Here is a 16,442-nt window from a genome sequence, read left to right on the forward strand (position 1 = left end):
GCTCCAACCCGCGTAGCTCAGCAAGGCCGCGGAGGCGGCCGATGGCAGAGTAGCCGGGGTTGGTTTTTTTGGCGAGGTCGTCGAACATTTGGTGGCCGTGGTCGGGGCGCATGGGTAGGGCAACTTCGCGCTGCTGCATCACCTCTACTAGCTCCTTCATTACCTGATACATATCCACGTCGCCTTCCAGGTGGTTGTCCTCGTAGAAGTCGCCGGCGGCGTTGCGGCGGGTGCTGCGCAGGTGGATGAAGTGGATGCGGTCGGCGAACTGGCGCACCATGGCAGGCAGGTCGTTTTCGGGGATAACGCCGAACGAGCCGGTGCAGAAGCACAGGCCATTGTTGAGTGAGGGCACGGCGGCAAACAGTGCCGCCACGTCGGCAGCGGTACTCACTACCCGCGGCAAGCCCAAGATAGCGTAGGGCGGGTCGTCGGGGTGAATGACGAGGCGCACGCCCGCTGCCTCGGCCACCGGCGCTACTTCGCTCAGAAAATGGATGAGGTGCTGCCGCAGCCGCGCCGCATCAATGCCCTGGTAGGCGTCTAGTGCCTCCTGAAACTTGGCCAGCGTGAAGCTTTCCTCACTGCCGGGTAGACCGGCAATGATGTTGCGCTGCAATTGCAGCTGCTCGGCCTCGCTCATGCCTGCCAGGCGCTGGCGGGCGGCCTCCAGCTCCGCGGCCGTATAGTCCTGCTCGGCGCCCTTGCGCTTCAGCAGCAGCGTGTCGAATGCTACAAAGGCGGCCCGCTCGAAGCGCAGCGCCAGCGAGCCGTCGGGCATGGGGTAGCTCAGGTCGGTGCGCGTCCAGTCCAGCACCGGCATAAAGTTGTAGGTGACGGTGCGAATCCCGCACGCCCCCAGGTTGCGCAGCGACTCCTTGTAATTTTCGACATACTGCTGATATCCTGCGACCTGGGTTTTAATAGCTTCATGTACCGGCACGCTTTCCACCACGCTCCACACCAGGCCGGCGGCCTCGATTTCGGCCTGCCGCTCCTGAATTTCAGCCACCGGCCACACCACGCCGTTGGGTAGGTGATGCAGCGCCGTGACGACGCCCGTGCAGCCTGCCTGCCGGATATCAGCCAAAGAAACAGGATCGGAAGGACCAAACCAGCGCATGGTTTGCTCCAGAAAATAGGGTTGTTGGGGCATTACTGAATGTATGGATTTTTATAAGTGAAGCCCGTCATTCGTCCCTGCAAGAGAAGTGACGAGTTCTTTTCTAAGAAGCTGTTTGCACGATGTAGAGACGCATAGTTGCGTCTCGTCGTTGGACGATTTCAGCCAATCGACGCGGACGACGAGACGCAACTATGCGTCTCTACATCGTGCAAACAGCCCTTACACGCCGCCGAAGATAGAGAAGCCACCATCCACGCAAATCATGGAGCCGGTCACGAACTTGGACGCGTCGCTGAGCAGCCACACCAAGGCGCCTTGCAGCTCGTCGGGGTGGCCGAAGCGCTGGAAAGGCGTTTGGCGGATGACTTTTTCGCCGCGGGCGGTGAAGCTGCCGTCGGGGTTGGTGAGTAGGCTGCGGTTTTGCTCGGTAAGGAAGAATCCGGGCGCCAGCGCGTTCATGCGCAGCCGGTCGCCGTAGCGGTTGGCCATTTCCACCGCAAACCACTGGTTGTAGCAGTCCACGGCCGCTTTACCCATGTTGTAGCCTAGCACTTTAGTGATGGCCCGTTTGGAGTTCATGGACGAAATGTTGACGATGCTGCCCGCGCCCGACTCGGCCAGCGCCGGCCCAAACACTTGGGTAGGCAGCACGGTGCCCCATACGTTCAGGTCCATCACGCGCTTCATGCCGGCCAGGTTCATCTTGAATACGTCCTCGGCGGGGTCCAGCACACCATCGGGGGCATTGCCGCCGGCGCCGTTCACCAGGCCATCAATTCGTCCAAACGTATCCATCACCTGCTGGCAGGCGGCTTGCAGCTCGGTTTCTTCCAACACATCGGCCACCAGGGCCACGGCCCTACCCCCTTGCTGCTGAATGGCTTCGGCGCGGGCCTGGGCCACCTCGGCGTTGCGCCCCAAGATGCCCACAGCGCCACCCGCCGCCACAATGCCTTTGATAAAGGCCTCGCCCAGAATACCGGTACCGCCGGTCACTACAATTACTTTGTCCCGCAGGGAAAATGAATCGGTCATGCAAGAACTGCTAAAATGATGATGCTCTATATAACTGTTTACGTTAACTAAAAGAGTCATTAGAACAGTGTAGAGACGCATATTTGCGTCTTGTCATTGCACAACACGTGTCAGCATCATTATAGCAAACAACATCAGCAACGACGAGACGCAAGTATGCGTCTCTACACCGCTCCCTACCCTACACGTTATACTCAGGCTGCCACCGCTCAATGGTACGGTTGTAAATGGCTTGGTTGGCCATGTGTACGGTACAGGCCACTTTAGCCCCAGTGAAAACGTTGGAATCGGGTAGCTTTTTTTCGTACACCGTGCGGTGAAAATCGCTCAACGCGTACCAGGAACCATCTTTCAGCGGACCCGTCTGGATGGGAATGCCGCCGTTTTTGTCCCAGGTGATTTTGGTGGCGCCGGTCACGCCATCTACGGTGCCGTATTCCTTCAGCGTGTCTTTTTCGGGGTAGTACACGCCCTCATCAATAAGCAGGGAGATGGTGCCGCGGGTGCCTTTCAGCTTGAACAGGTAGCCGTCGTAGGCGTTGCCGCAGGTGGCCCCGAAGTTGCCTACCATGCCCTCGCGGGCGTAGCGGGCCATCACCTGCACGTTGTCGTAGGTTTCGCGGCCGTCTTTGTAGTAGTCGATGCCGCCGGTGCCGAATAGCTCGTCGGCGTGGGTGTTGAAGGCCCAGTTGATGAAGTCGATCTGGTGGGAAAGCAGCTCGGCGGCCAGTCCGCCGGAATACTCGCGGTACATACGCCAGTTGATTTTACGCTCCAAACCCGGCTCGGGCACATGGCGGCGCCAGCTGCCGTTCCGGTCCCAGCGGCAGTCAATCTGCGTCACCTTGCCCAGGTAGCCCTTGTCAATCATTTCCTTCACCTTATAGTAGAGCGGCGAGTAGCGATACTGGTGCCCTACCTGCACCGTTTGGTTGGGCCGCTGCCGGGCCAGTTGCACCAGCTCCAGCGCCTGCGGAATGTCGTAGGTCATGGTTTTTTCGAGGTACACCTGCTTGCCGGCCAGCAACGCCGCTTTGGCTACCTCGAAATGCAGGTAGAGCGGCACGGCAATAATCACGGCCTCCACGTTGCGGGCGTCCAGCAGAGCGCGGTAGTCGAGGTAGGTTTTGGCCTTTGCAGCCGATTTCACCTTCAGGGCATTAGTAAGGCGGAAGGGCAACTCGTCGCACACGGCCGTTACCTCGTATTTGTCGGGTAGGTCGTTGATGATCTTGAGCAGGCCCGTGCCTCGGTCGCCGCAGCCAATCACGCCCACTTTGAGCTTGCCCGCCGCCGCGGGTGCGGCAAAGGCGCTCAGCATTTGGTTGTGCAGCAGCAGGCCGCTGGTAAGCAAGCCCGTTTTCTTGATAAAATCCCGGCGGAGAAAGTTAGTCGTCATGGGTGAAGCAGGAGTTTGGTAAAGCCTACAGTAGCCGTATCAGCCACGGCGCCATCGGGGCGCTGATAAATAAAATAAGCCTGAAGATCAGGATTTTGTCGCAAAAACGAGAGGGCGCGGTCTAGCCCCATGCCCATCAGGGCGTTGTCGTAGGCATCGGCCGTGAGGGCATCGGGGGCCACTACGGTCACGCTAATCAACTCATTACGAAATGGATAACCCGTCTTCGGGTTGATCAGGTGCGCCGCCTGCTGGCCCCCTACCCGCCGGAACTTGCGGTAGTTGCCGGAGGTGGTCACGCCGCCCGCCGTGAGGCCAATCACCTGCTGCAACGCAGGAAGCGCGAAAGCACTGGTATCGGGCCGCTCAATGCCGATGCGCAGCAGCTCGCCGCCCGGCTGCCGGTGCCCGCGCACCCGCAACTCACCGCCTAGCTCCACCACATAGTTGCGGATGCCGTGGCGCTCCAGCAGGGCCGCCAGCACATCCACGGTATAACCCTGAGCAATGCCGTTGAGGTCGAGGTGCAGGGTAGGAACTTGCTTCAGGAGAGAGTCGCCGCGTAGCGTCAGCTTGTCGGACCCTACGCGGCGCAAGAGAGCCTGAATGGCGGCCGGGGTAGGCGCTCCGGCTGCGGGTTGGTGCCCGAAGCCCCAGGCCTGCACCAGCGGCTCCACGGTGGCATCAAACAGACCATTGGTGGCGCGGTACACTTCCAGCGCCTTGCCCACCACGCGTTGCAGGTGCTGATCGGCGCGCACGCCCCGCGGGGCTGCATTGAACTGGTTGATGAGGGAACCCGCCCGGTAGAGCGACAGCGAGGCGTCGATTTCTTCTAGCTGTTGGATTACTTCAGCCTGCTTCACCACGCTATCAGCGGCGTAATACGTGAGGGCGTACGTAGTGCCCTGCGCATAGCCATGCAAGTGAAACGCTTGCACTGGGGCCGGCGCCGGCGTCCATAGAGATACTATAACAGCAAGTAGAAGTTGAATAATCATATGCTAAAAAGAAGCAGCCGACAAGCTACAGCCCTTTAGCATAATTCCAGCCTTTTATGTTCAGTAATTACGAAAACGTTTGCATAGATTAATCTGCTATTTTTTTGAAGTGCTAATCCCTTTTTATAGGTTTACCAGCACCACTAAGTACCTCAGGCATACGATAATTAGTTGTATAAAGGGTTGAATTTGCGCGTCAATTTCGCAAACGTTAGCGCAAACGATTTAGCAATACCTATTCAATTACAACGCTAGCAGTTCTAGGGCACACACGTCTGCATACTTCAGGCTTTCGCTTGGCTTCCCTCTGTCCCACACCCTATTCCCTACTATATGACAACACCTTATACTAATTGCCTACCCAAGGCTATCCTGTTATTGTTGCTGCTCCTGGCAGCAACGGTTACTAGGCTGGTAGCCCAACAGCCGGGCAACGCCATCAGCGGCAAGATAGTGGACGCGAAAGGGTCTGCACTGCCCGGCGTTACGGTGCAGGTGAAAGGCACAACCACTGGCACCAGCACCGGCCCCGACGGTACCTTTACGCTACAGGCCCCGCCTACCGCTACCGAGTTGGTAGTCAGCTCGATTGGGTACACACCGCAAACCGTGACCATCGGCAGCCGCCGGCAGTTCAGCGTAACGTTGCAGGAGGATGTGAAGTCCCTGGACGACGTGGTGGTGGTAGGATACGGCACCCAAAAAAAGAGCCAGACCACGGGCGCTATTTCCTCGGTTACTTCTCGGGAAATCAGCGAGTTGCCCATAGCTGACCCGCGCCGCGCACTGCAAGGGCGGGCTGCCGGCGTGGATGTAACGCAAGCGGGCAGCCGCCCCGGTCAGGGCGTAACGGTGCGCATTCGGGGGCGCCGCTCCATCAATGCCAGCAACGAGCCGCTGTACGTGGTAGACGGCATTCCGCTGGCCGCGGGCATCGACGACATCAACCCCAACGACATTGCCTCTATGGAGGTGCTGAAAGATGCCTCGGCCACGGCTATTTACGGCTCGCGTGGGGCCAATGGCGTGGTGCTGGTGACGACGCGCCGGGGCACGGCTGGCAAAACGGTGGTGAGCTACGACGCCTACGGCGGATTCTCGCAGGCCCTGGGCCGGGTGGATATTATGAACGGAGCAGAGTTTGCGGAAATGAAGCGGGAGTCGCGCCGGGCCGTGGGCAACTACGACGACTCCGACCCGGCCGCGGCGGACCGCCGCTTGTTTTCGGCCGTGGAGCTAGAGGGAATTGAGCAGGGCCGCAGCATCGACTACCCTAGCATGCTGCTGCGCACGGCGGGCATCCAGAGCCACCAGGTAGGGGTGCGGGGCGGCAGCGAGAAAACGCAATTTGCTGTTTCGGGCAACTTCTTCAAGGAAAATGGCATTCTGAAAACCACTGATTTCACGCGTTTTACGTTCCGCATCAACCTCGATCATCAGATCAACGACCACTTTCAGGTAGGTACTTCTACCCTGGGAGTATACAGCCTCAACAACGGCAACGACAGCCCCGTGTACGGAGGGGGACGCTTTAGTCCCTTCGGCGGGGCACTCAACGAAAATCCGCTGGGCAAGCCCTATGACGAGAACGGCAACCTCATTTTCCTACCTACCCCCGACGGCCTGCGCTCCAACCCCGCAGCCGAAGTAGTGCCGGGCGCCAACATTGTAGAAACCCGCACGATGCGCCTGTTCAACAGCATTTATGCGAACTGGAAGATTACGGATGGGCTTCAATACCGCCTCAACTTCGGCCCCGACCTGACCAACGAGCGGTTTGGCAGCTTCACGGGGAGCAAAACCAACGCCCGCCGACTGGCACCGGCCACTGCCCGCACCGAGTACGGCCAACGCTTCAACTACACGCTAGAGAACATTCTGACCTACAACAAAACGTTCAAGGACGTGCACACGCTGGGCGTCACGGCCCTGCACTCCATCCAACGCGACCGGTACGAGCGGGCCTTTATTGACGTGAACGGGGTGGCGGCCGAAACGCAGGAGTTCTACAACCTGGGCCAGGCCAGCACCTTCAACACGCCCGGTACCGACCTGCGTACCTGGACGTTGCAGTCCTTCATGGGCCGCGTGAACTACGACTTTAAGGGCCGCTACCTGCTTACGCTCACGGGCCGCTATGATGGTTCCTCCCGCTTCGGGGCCAACAACAAGTACGGTTTCTTCCCGTCGGTGGCGCTCGGCTGGAATGCCAGCGACGAGGCCTTTCTGAAAAACGTGTCGTGGCTGGATCAACTGAAGGTGCGGGCCAGCTACGGCGTTATCGGCAACACGGGCATCGACCCCTATCAGACCCAGAGCCTGTTGTCGCGCACTACATATGCCTTCGGCAACAACCCCGCCTACGGTTACCGGGTAGGCAGCCTCGGGAACTCCGACCTGCGCTGGGAAACTACCGCCACCGGCAACATCGGCCTGGATTTCAGCCTGTGGAAAGGACGCCTGTCGGGCTCCCTAGAAGCCTACCAGGCCAATACCAGCGACCTGCTGCTCTACGACCAGTTGCCCATTTCCAACGGTTTTACGCAGGTGCTGCGCAACGTGGGCCGCACCCGCAACCGCGGCCTCGAAGCCACGGTGTCTACCGTTAACCTGAATACTGCCGGCGGCTTCCGCTGGTCGACGGACGTGCAGTTTACCCGCAACCGCGAGGCTATTCTGGAGCTGTTCAACGGCAAGGTAGACGACGTAGGCAGCGGGCGCTTTATCGGGCAGCCGATTACGGCGTATTTCGACTACGAGAAGATTGGTATTTGGCAGACCGACGAAGCCGACCAGGCCAAAGGCTTTGGACAGGCGCCGGGTCAGATTAAAGTGAAGGACCAGAACGGCGACGGCCGCATTGATGCCAACGACCGCGTAATACTGGGCTCCCAGGTGCCGAAGTGGTCGGGCGGCATCACCAACCGCTTCGAATTCAAGGGTTTCGACTTTTCGTTTTTCGTCTATGCGCGAGTAGGCAGCATGATACGCAGCGAGTTCCACACGGCGTACAACCGGCTAGCGGGCCGCTACAACAACCTGGATATCGATTACTGGACGCCCAACAATCCCACCAACGACTTCCCGCGGCCCAACGTGAACCAGGAAGAACCCATTTATGGCTCTACTCTCCAGTATTTCGACGGCACGTTTGTGAAGGTGCGCAACATCAACCTTGGCTACAACTTCACGCCGGCCGTGGTGCAGCGCCTGCATTTGAGTGGGCTGCGCCTGTACACCAGCATTCAACAGCCCTTCATTTTTGCCCCCTACCGCTCCAAATACAAGGGCATCGACCCCGAAGTGGACGATCAGGTGAATGCTGGCCAGGTTCCGTCGGTGCGGCAAATCACCTTCGGCCTGAACGCCAAGCTCTAGGCCTTCCTACCCTGCCGGCCGCGGTGCCGTGCGGTAGTCCGTTGTTCAACTACTCCGACGTATTCTTATGAAATTCTTGACATACAGCAGGTTGCTTGCAGCCGCTATGATTCTGGCAGCTAGTTCCTCGTGCAATGATTTGCTGGAAGAGGAAGTCATTTCGCAGGTAGGCTCCGAGTACATTACCAGCCCGGCCGGCTTCAACGCGGCTACCCAGGCTGTGTACGCTTCCCTACGCGACTACTATGGCCGCGAAAGCGGCATGACTATGACCGTGTTTGGCACCGACACCTACACCATGGGGTCGGACGGGGGCTATAAGTTCGTGAACCAGTACACGGCCCAGCTCGACGCCCGCACGGGCTACCTCAACGATATCTGGAACGCCTTCTACCTGGGCATCAACACGGCCAATGCGGTGGTGGCCCAGGCCCCCAACGTGACGGGCCTGGAGGAAGCCGTGAAAAAGCGCCGCGTGGCGGAGGTGAAATTTCTGCGGGCACACCACTATTTTACCCTTGTGCAGATGTTTGGGGCGGTGCCGCTGGTGCTGGAGCAAAACAGTGTGGCCACCAAAGAGGCATCGCGCACACCGGTACCCGAAGTATACGCCGCCATTGTGCGCGATTTGCAGGAAGCCCTACCCGACCTAAATTCCACCACCGACTACGGCCGCGTGACCAAGGGCGCCTGCGAGCATCTGCTGGCCCGTGTGTACCTTACCAAAGCCACTTCCGAAGCCGCCGCCGCCGATGACTACGCCCAGGCCGCTACCTACGCCCAAAACGTCATCAAGAACTACTCCTATAAGTTGCTCCCCGACTTTGCCAACGTATTTGCACAGGGCGCGGGCGAGGTGAACGACGAGGTGATTTTTGCGACCCAGTACACCTCCGATCCTACCACCAACGGCCCCGGCAACGAAACGCACATTCACTTTCTGATGGAGTACGACGTGGTGGCCGGCATGCAGCGCGACGTTTTCTACGGCCGTCCTTATAAGCGTTTCCGCCCGACCAACTATACACTGAACACCATATTTAAGGACCGCACCAACGACGCACGCTACCAGAAAAGCTTCCGCACCACGTACCTCAGCAACAAGCCCGGCACCTACACCAACCTCTTCGACAACACCAAAACGCGCGTTACTTACCAGCTCGGCGACACGGCCATTTACCTGCCCGGCGAGGAATGGTCGCGGGCCAAGCGCGCCAGCAAGCCCTACCAGGTACTGGTGCCCAGCCTGTATAGTGCGCGCCTCTACCCTACTCTCACCAAGTTTCTGGATGCCTTGCGGCCCGACTTGTCCTACCTGCCCGGCAGCCGCGACTTCCTGATGTTCCGGCTAGCCGAAACCCACCTGATTGCGGCCGAAGCCTTGCTGAAACAAGGCAAGGTGAACGAGGCCCTACCTTACATCAACGCGGTACGTCGCCGGGCTGCGTTTCCGGGCAAAGAGGCCGCCATGCAAATCACGGCCGATCAGCTGACGATGGAGTTTATTATGGAGGAACGGGGGCGAGAGCTGCTGGGCGAGATGTTCCGGTGGTTTGACCTGAAGCGCTGGGGCAAGCTGGTAGAACGTGTGAAGCTCTACAATCCCGATGGTGCCCCCAACATCAAAGACTACCACGTGCTGCGGCCTATTCCGCAAAACCAGATTGACCGCACGGCGGGCGGCGCCAGCGCTTTCCCTCAAAATCCTGGCTATTAAGCAACCATTTGGCAATCAGCGCTTCTATATGGAAGACTATCTGCCTGACTATTCTACGAAAAAGAGTAGCTTACCCTAACAACCCTCCCGTACCACCTTACCCCCTACCCCTTGAAACCGACGACCTTTCTTACTACCTGCGCCGCTACTTTTCTGCTAACTGCCTTCCATAATCCCCCCGCTACGCCTAAAGTCGCCGATACCTGGCAAAACCTGTTCGACGGCAAAACGCTGAAAGGCTGGAAAAAGCTGGCCGGCACCGCCGATTATAAGGTGGAAAACGGTGTCATCGTGGGCACTACCGTAATGAACTCCGGCAACACTTTTTTGGTGACGGAGAAAGAATACGGCGACTTTGTACTGGAGCTGGACATCAAGATGGAAAGCACCGACGGCAATTCCGGCGTGCAAACCCGCAGCCACTTTGATTCTCCCCAGCAAAAGGGCAAGGTGTACGGCCGCCAAGTGGAAATCGACCCAACGGCGCGGAGCTGGTCGGGTGGCATCTACGACGAAGCGCGCCGGCAGTGGCTCTACCCTTTGGACCTGCACCCCGAGGCCAAAACGGCCTACAAAGCCGGGCAGTATAATCACCTCAAGATTGAGTGTATCGGCAACGAGACGAAAACGTGGCTCAACAACGTGCCCGTGGCCTACGTGGTAGACCCCATCGACCCCAAGGGCTTCATTGGCCTGCAAGTGCACGGCATCTCCGACAAAGCGCAGGAAGGCAAGAAAATCTACTTCAAGGACATCAAAATCAAGACCACCAACTTGCAGCCTACCCCGTTCCCGGCCGATGTGTATGTGGTGAATTTTGAGCCAAATACGCTCACCGCCACCGAGAAAAAAGGCGGATGGAAGCTGCTGTTCGACGGTAAAACCAACAAGGGCTGGCACAGCGCCAAAGGCGGCGCCTTCCCTGCCCAGGGCTGGCAGGTAACGGACGGCACCATGACGGTGCTATCGTCGGAAGGCAAGGAGGCCGCCAACGGCGGCGACATCGTGAGCGACGACCAATACAGCGCCTTCGACCTGTCGTTTGAGTTCAAGTTGACGCCCGGCGCCAACAGCGGCGTGAAGTACTTCGTGACTCTGGACGAGAAAACCCAAGGCTCGGCCATCGGCCTGGAATACCAAGTCCTCGACGACGAGCTGCACCCCGACGCCAAGCTCGGCCGCGACGGCAACCGCACCCTCTCCTCGCTCTACGACCTGAAAAAGGCAGATAAGTCGCCCCGCTTTATTCACCCCATTGGCGAGTGGAACGTGGGCCGCGTGGTGGTCTACCCCAACAACCACGTGGAGCACTACCTCAACGGCTCGAAGGTGCTGGAATACGAGCGCGGCTCCAAGGAATTTCGCGATTTGGTAGCCATCAGCAAGTACAAGGTGTGGCCGAACTTCGGGGAGGCGCCCAAGGGCCACCTACTGCTGCAAGACCACGGCAACCGTGTTTCCTTCCGCAGCATTAAGATCAAGGAATTGAAGTAGATTTTTTGAGCTGTTGGCTTTTGGCTATTAGCTGATAGCTTATAAAAGCAAAATCCAACGACCTAAAAATCTATTATTTATACATTTTCAGCTGGCAGCAGCTTCCCACAAAAAGCCAGCAGCTACCAGCGATAAGCTAACAGCTAAAATCATGTCTACTCCCCGCCGTGTTTTTCTCCAACAATTAGCCGTTGCCGGTGCTGGCGCCATGCTGCCGCAGGTGGCATGGTCGGCCAGCAGCTACAAGCGCATCATCGGTGCCAACGACCGGGTGCGGGTAGGCGTCGTCGGCTTTTCCGACCGCCACCGCAACACCCACATGCCTTGCTTTCTGAACCACTACAAAGAGCTGAATTTCGACCTGGTAGGCGTATCCGATATCTGGAAGCGCCGCCGCGAGGAAGGAGCTGCCATGTGGAAGGAGAAAATGGGTCACAACGTGACGGCCTACCGCAACAACGAAGAAATGTACGCCAGCAAGGGCATCGACGCGGTGTTTATCGGCACCGCCGATTTTCAGCATGCCCTACACACCATTGAAGCGGTAAAAGCCGGCTGCGACGCCTACGTGGAGAAACCCTTCGCCGAGACGATGGAAGACAACCGCGCGGCCCTGAAGGCCGTGAAGGCCTCCAAGCAGATAATCCAGATTGGCTCCCAGCGCCGTAGCGGCGCCAACTACAAGGCCGCTGAGCAATACATCAAGTCGGGCAAATTTGGCCCCATCACGATGGTAGAGCTGAGCTGGAACGTGAACCAGCCGGGCCGGTGGCGGCGGCCAGAGCTGGTGAGTGAGTTGCGCCAGGAAGACATCGACTGGAAGCGCTACCTGATGAACCGCCCCCAGGAAGCCTACGACCCGCGCAAGTACTTAGAATACCGCTTGTTTTGGCCCTACTCTTCGGGCCTGCCCGGCCAGTGGATGAGCCATCAGATTGATACCGTGCACTGGTTTACGGGCCTGAAGCACCCGCGTAGCGTGACAGCCAACGGTGGTATTTACATGTGGAAAGACGGCCGCCGTAACTGGGATACCATCACCTCGGTGTTCGACTATGGTCCCGAAAACGACCCGTCGCAGGGATTCCAGGTGGTATTTGCCTCGCGCATGCACAACGGCGACGAGCGCCCGGCCGAGATTTACTACTCCAACGGCGGCGAGCTGAACCTGATTACCAATAAGGTATCGCCTACCGGCGGCCTCACCAAGCGCCACGCCGAGGCCATGCACATGCAGCCTAACCTGCTGCAAGAGTTCAACCTATCGAACACCGAAGCGGCCGTAGCCTCGGCCAATACCGGCGGCGACGTGCTGACCTCCAATCACGTGCGCAACTGGATGGAGTGCATCCGCAGCCGCAAGGAAACCAATGCGCCCGTGGAAGCCGGCTACAGCCATTCCATTGCCAACATCATGACCACCGCGGCCAGCCACACCGGCCTAAAAGCCACCTTCGACGAGAAAACGCAGGAGGTGATGGTAGGTGGCAAGCCGTTCAAGTATTAGTAGTGAACACACAGGCCGCAGGGAACATCCTATTGGGTATTCCCTGCGGCCTGCTTGACTTTTACGCGCATGAAAAAGCTCTTCTACTTACTGTTTCTGGCTGGCTTCACGGCGCAAGCCCAACAGCAGGCGGTGCGCTTTGTCCGAAGCGGTAACGCCCAAAAGGTGGATGTATTTGTAGGCAAGCAGCTGTTCACTAGCTTTCTCTACCCTGATACACTGGAAAAGCCCGTGCTTTACCCCTTGCGTGCGGCCAACGGCACAGTGGTTACCCGCGGCTTTCCGGTAGCGCCTCAGCCCGGCGACCCCACCGACCACCCGCATCACCTGGGCCTGTGGTTCAACTTTGAGAACGTGAACGGTCTGGATTTCTGGAACAACTCCTACGCTATTCCGGCGGAAAAAAAGGCGGGCTACGGCTGGATTCGGACGGATAAAATCCTAGAAACCACCAACGGTCCGACCGGCACCCTCGCCTACCACGCCAACTGGACCAACCAGCAACGCGACGTGCTCCTAGAGGAAACCACCCGGCTAGAGTTCAGCGGCACGGCCCAGCAGCGCATCATCGACCGCTATACCACGCTGAAGGCCAACACCACCGTCACCTTCACCGATGCCAAAGACGGCATGCTGGGGCTGCGCCTGGCCCACGCCCTGCAAATTCCAGAAACGAAAGACCAGAAGTTCACCGACGACAAAGCCAACGTAACCATCGTGAAGGGCGGCACCGACAAGGTAGCTACCGGCAACTACCTCACCAGCGCCGGCAAACGCGGCAACGACGCCTGGAGCACGCGCGCCGCCTGGTGCATGGCCTACGGCAAAATGGGTAACGATTCGGTCAGCGTCGCCATCATCGACCACCCGGCTAACCCCAACTACCCTACCTTCTGGCACGCTCGCGGCTACGGCTTGTTTGCCGCCAACCCACTAGGGGAGAAGGCTTTCACGAATGGAAAATCGGCTAAAAACTTACAGCTCAAAAAGGGTGAGTCGGTGAGTTTCCGCTACCGCGTTGTCATCAACAACGGGGCTAAAGTGTTGGCTTCAGCGCAATTAGACGAGGTAGCTACCAGCTTTGCCAAGAAGCGCGTGGCGATGCATAAATAACCTAGGATACAAAGCTGCCGCGTAGAAGCATCTTTCTTGTATGCTCCCTACCCTTTCCATCACTTGTTACGTCAACGGCCTACCCAATTGGGTAGGCCGTTGACGTATAGAGGTTCTTACTAAGCAGACTAGACCTTATTCCTCCCCATAACCCAGTTTCGGGGAGAGATGTGAATAATGGCTATTTTTCGGGATGAATCCCGTTAATCTTAAACAGCTTGCTCAGGAATTAAATCTGTCCGTCTCAACAGTTTCGCGGGCGCTGAGCGACAGCTACGAGATAAGCGCGACCACCAAAGCCAAGGTACAGCAGCTGGCCCGACAGCTCGGGTACGAGCCCAACCCCTACGCTAGTAGCCTGCGCCGTCAGAAAAGCAAGACCATTGGCGTGGTTATTCCGGAAGTGGCCAACAACTTCTTTTCTCTGGCTATCAATGGCATTGAGGAAGTAGCCCGCGAGAATAACTACCACGTGCTCATCTACCTCACGCACGATGATGCTCAGCAGGAAGCCACCATTGTGCAGCATTTCGCGAGCGGCCGGGTAGATGGTATTCTGGCCTCTTTGGCAGGCGAAACGCAGGATTTCTCCCACTTCAGCAAGCTACAGGAGCGTCATATCCCAATGGTGTTTTTCGACCGAGTATGCGAGGAGTTTGCTACTGCTAAAATCACGACCGACGACTACCGCAGCGGCTACCAAGCCACCCAGCACCTGCTGGATGCGGGCTGCCGCCACATCGCCCACCTGCTTATTTCCGACCACTTATCCATTGGGCAGAAGCGGCTGCAAGGCTACCTCGACGCCCTACAGGCCCACGGCCTCACGCCCGACCCGGCCCTGCTCTTGCGCGGCACATCCAACAAAGACCGTAACCAAACCCTGATTCAGGAATTGCTACAGCAAAACCCGGCTATCGACGGCATCTTTGCTTCCGTAGAAACGCTGGCCATGAGCAGCTACCTGGCATGCCGGCACCTGGGCCGCCGCATTCCGGAAGACGTGAAGATCATCAGCTTTTCCAACCTGGAAATTGCCGATCTGCTCGACCCGCCCCTCACCACCATTGCCCAGCCGGCCTACGAAATGGGTAGGGAAGCAGCACGTATCCTGTTCAAATCCATTCTCAAGAACCGCCCCATTCTTCCTACCCAAAGTCAGGAGCTGAAGTCAACTCTGATACAACGCAAATCGACGGCAACCACATAACTACGTGACTACGCAACACGAAAAAGCCCCGGGCAACATCAGTTGCCCGGGGCTTTTTACTGCTTATCGGGTGCTTAGCGTACCCGGCCACGGCTGCTACCTTGGCTGCGGCCCTGCATGCTATTGCTGCGAGGCGAGGCCTGGGGAGCACGGCGGTACGTGGTATTGGGTCGCACCTGGCTGCGGCTGCCCCGTACTACCCCACGTGGCGCCCGGCGCGGTGCGGGCGTTACGATTACCGTACGGTTGCGGTAGTAGGGTCGTGCGTAAGGGCGGTAGCCGTAGGCCCGGCCGTAGTATGGGTAGGCGCGACCGTAGTAGGGACCGGCACCGTAGTACGGGCCTACATCGCCGTAGCCATAACCAACACCGGCTGAGGTGGTGCAGCCGCTAAGCAAAGTGCCAGCGGCGAACAGGAAAAGCAAAACGGGTATTTTCAGGAATTTTTTCATGGTATAATAGTGCAGCTCGTCAGGTACTTACCGCGTTTAAGTTGATAGTATACTTATTAGACGCCTGCCACCGCCAAAGGTTTAATCAGCCCTTACGAATAGTCCCTAAAACATCCTGACGACCACAAAAAAAGCCCGGCTGTCTGCCGGGCTTTCGGGGTCTTGCTGAAGCAAGGATTACTTTTTGGCGCTGTACTCGTCGTTGAGGTACTTCAGTACGGGCGCGGTAATGTCTAGCTCCTTGCGGGCGTAGGCAATGGCCCCACCAGGCGAGGAAATCAGGATCATGCGGTAGCCGTGCTCCTTGCCGTATTTCTCAATTTGCTTATCCACGCGGTCGAGCACGGTTTTGGTCATTTTGGCTTCTTCCTGGGCCGCCTGTTGCTGCAATTGCTGCTGCTTCTGGCCCGCCTGGGCTTCCTGCTGTTGCAGGCTCTGCTCGGTGGCGGCGCGCTGCTCGTTGGTGAGCGTCTGGGCGGTTTGCTGATACTTCTGCACGGCTGCCTGGAAGTTGCGCACCAGGGCATCGTTTTGGGCCTGCCAGCCTTTGGCCTTGCCTTCGAAGTTCTTGCGGGCTACCTGCATTCCCTTGTAGCCTTCCAATAGCTTGTTCGACTCTACGTAGGCCACTTTGTTGGTATCGGCACTGGCCACAGTAGCTACTTCAGCTACATTGGCGGTAGAATCGGCCGCCACGGTCACCTTTGGAGTAGCGGCTGCCGGGGCAGCAGCGGGACGGGAGGAGAAGTGCAGGAAAAACAGAACGGCGACGGCCAGAACCAAAACGGCGTTGACAATGAGTTGAGTGGACTTATTCATTCGCAGAAAAAGAGAATAGGTAGATCAGCCCGTTACGGGCGGAACAAAGAAACAGAAAAACCGCGGGTTATTTTAGCTGTGAGTTAGTAGTTGGTAATTGTCAGTCGCAGAAGACTGTCATCCTGAGCTTGCGAAGGACCTTCTCACGCGAGAACGACCATCGTAACAACAACTCGTTCAATTGGCAGAAG

The 16,442-nt window shown here is 58.0% G+C and carries 12 protein-coding genes; 6 read left to right on the forward strand and 6 right to left on the reverse strand.

Translation table 11 applies throughout. The annotated features are described in order from the left end of the window. The 4 genes from uxuA to KYK14_RS18760 form a co-directional block, all read right to left on the reverse strand. Nucleotides 1–1,156: mannonate dehydratase (gene uxuA / locus KYK14_RS18745; RefSeq protein WP_219160967.1), on the reverse strand; the 1,156-nt coding region annotated here is incomplete at its 3' end. Between the two features lie 189 nt (nt 1,157–1,345). Next, nucleotides 1,346–2,161, reverse strand: coding sequence for an SDR family oxidoreductase (locus KYK14_RS18750; protein WP_219160969.1), 816 nt, complete (start codon nt 2,159–2,161; stop codon nt 1,346–1,348). 181 nt (nt 2,162–2,342) lie between these two features. After that, nucleotides 2,343–3,560 carry a Gfo/Idh/MocA family protein gene (locus tag KYK14_RS18755; protein WP_219160971.1) on the reverse strand — a complete coding sequence of 406 codons (1,218 nt, stop codon included), beginning with the start codon at nt 3,558–3,560 and terminating at the stop codon, nt 2,343–2,345. Further along, complete coding sequence (locus tag KYK14_RS18760) at nt 3,557–4,561, reverse strand: FAD:protein FMN transferase (protein ID WP_219160973.1); 1,005 nt, start codon at nt 4,559–4,561, stop codon at nt 3,557–3,559. The genes KYK14_RS18755 and KYK14_RS18760 overlap by 4 nt, the downstream gene beginning before the upstream one ends. Nucleotides 4,562–4,894: 333 nt before the next feature. Between KYK14_RS18760 and KYK14_RS18765 the strand changes: the two genes are divergently transcribed. The 6 genes from KYK14_RS18765 (at nt 4,895) to KYK14_RS18790 (ending at nt 14,980) form a co-directional block, all read left to right on the forward strand. After that, the gene (locus tag KYK14_RS18765; protein WP_219160975.1) at nt 4,895–7,939 is read left to right on the forward strand and encodes a SusC/RagA family TonB-linked outer membrane protein; all 3,045 of its coding nucleotides are present in this window, start codon (nt 4,895–4,897) and stop codon (nt 7,937–7,939) included. Nucleotides 7,940–8,045: 106 nt separating this feature from the next. Further along, on the forward strand, nt 8,046–9,656 hold the full coding sequence (locus KYK14_RS18770) for a RagB/SusD family nutrient uptake outer membrane protein (protein WP_246601935.1): 1,611 nt from the start codon (nt 8,046–8,048) through the stop codon (nt 9,654–9,656). A 111-nt stretch (nt 9,657–9,767) separates the two neighbouring features. After that, nucleotides 9,768–11,150, forward strand: coding sequence for a 3-keto-disaccharide hydrolase (locus tag KYK14_RS18775; RefSeq protein ID WP_343217138.1), 1,383 nt, complete (start codon nt 9,768–9,770; stop codon nt 11,148–11,150). Nucleotides 11,151–11,301: 151 nt separating this feature from the next. After that, the gene (locus KYK14_RS18780; protein ID WP_219160979.1) at nt 11,302–12,657 is read left to right on the forward strand and encodes a Gfo/Idh/MocA family protein; all 1,356 of its coding nucleotides are present in this window, start codon (nt 11,302–11,304) and stop codon (nt 12,655–12,657) included. 69 nt (nt 12,658–12,726) lie between these two features. After that, on the forward strand, nt 12,727–13,770 hold the full coding sequence (locus tag KYK14_RS18785; RefSeq protein ID WP_219160981.1) for a DUF6807 domain-containing protein: 1,044 nt from the start codon (nt 12,727–12,729) through the stop codon (nt 13,768–13,770). A 193-nt stretch (nt 13,771–13,963) separates the two neighbouring features. Continuing rightward, complete coding sequence (locus tag KYK14_RS18790; RefSeq protein WP_208307051.1) at nt 13,964–14,980, forward strand: LacI family DNA-binding transcriptional regulator; 1,017 nt, start codon at nt 13,964–13,966, stop codon at nt 14,978–14,980. Nucleotides 14,981–15,054: 74 nt separating this feature from the next. Here the strand turns inward: KYK14_RS18790 and KYK14_RS18795 are convergent, their stop codons facing one another. Together KYK14_RS18795 and KYK14_RS18800 are read right to left on the reverse strand one after the other, a co-directional pair. Continuing rightward, a complete protein-coding gene (locus KYK14_RS18795) occupies nt 15,055–15,432 on the reverse strand; it encodes a hypothetical protein (protein ID WP_219160983.1) in 378 nt (125 codons plus the stop codon). 177 nt (nt 15,433–15,609) lie between these two features. After that, on the reverse strand, nt 15,610–16,251 hold the full coding sequence (locus KYK14_RS18800) for an OmpH/Skp family outer membrane protein (RefSeq protein WP_219160985.1): 642 nt from the start codon (nt 16,249–16,251) through the stop codon (nt 15,610–15,612). Between the last annotated feature and the right edge of the window lie 191 nt (nt 16,252–16,442).

It is taken from the genome of Hymenobacter profundi, assembly GCF_019334315.1.
Taxonomy (GTDB): domain Bacteria; phylum Bacteroidota; class Bacteroidia; order Cytophagales; family Hymenobacteraceae; genus Hymenobacter; species Hymenobacter profundi.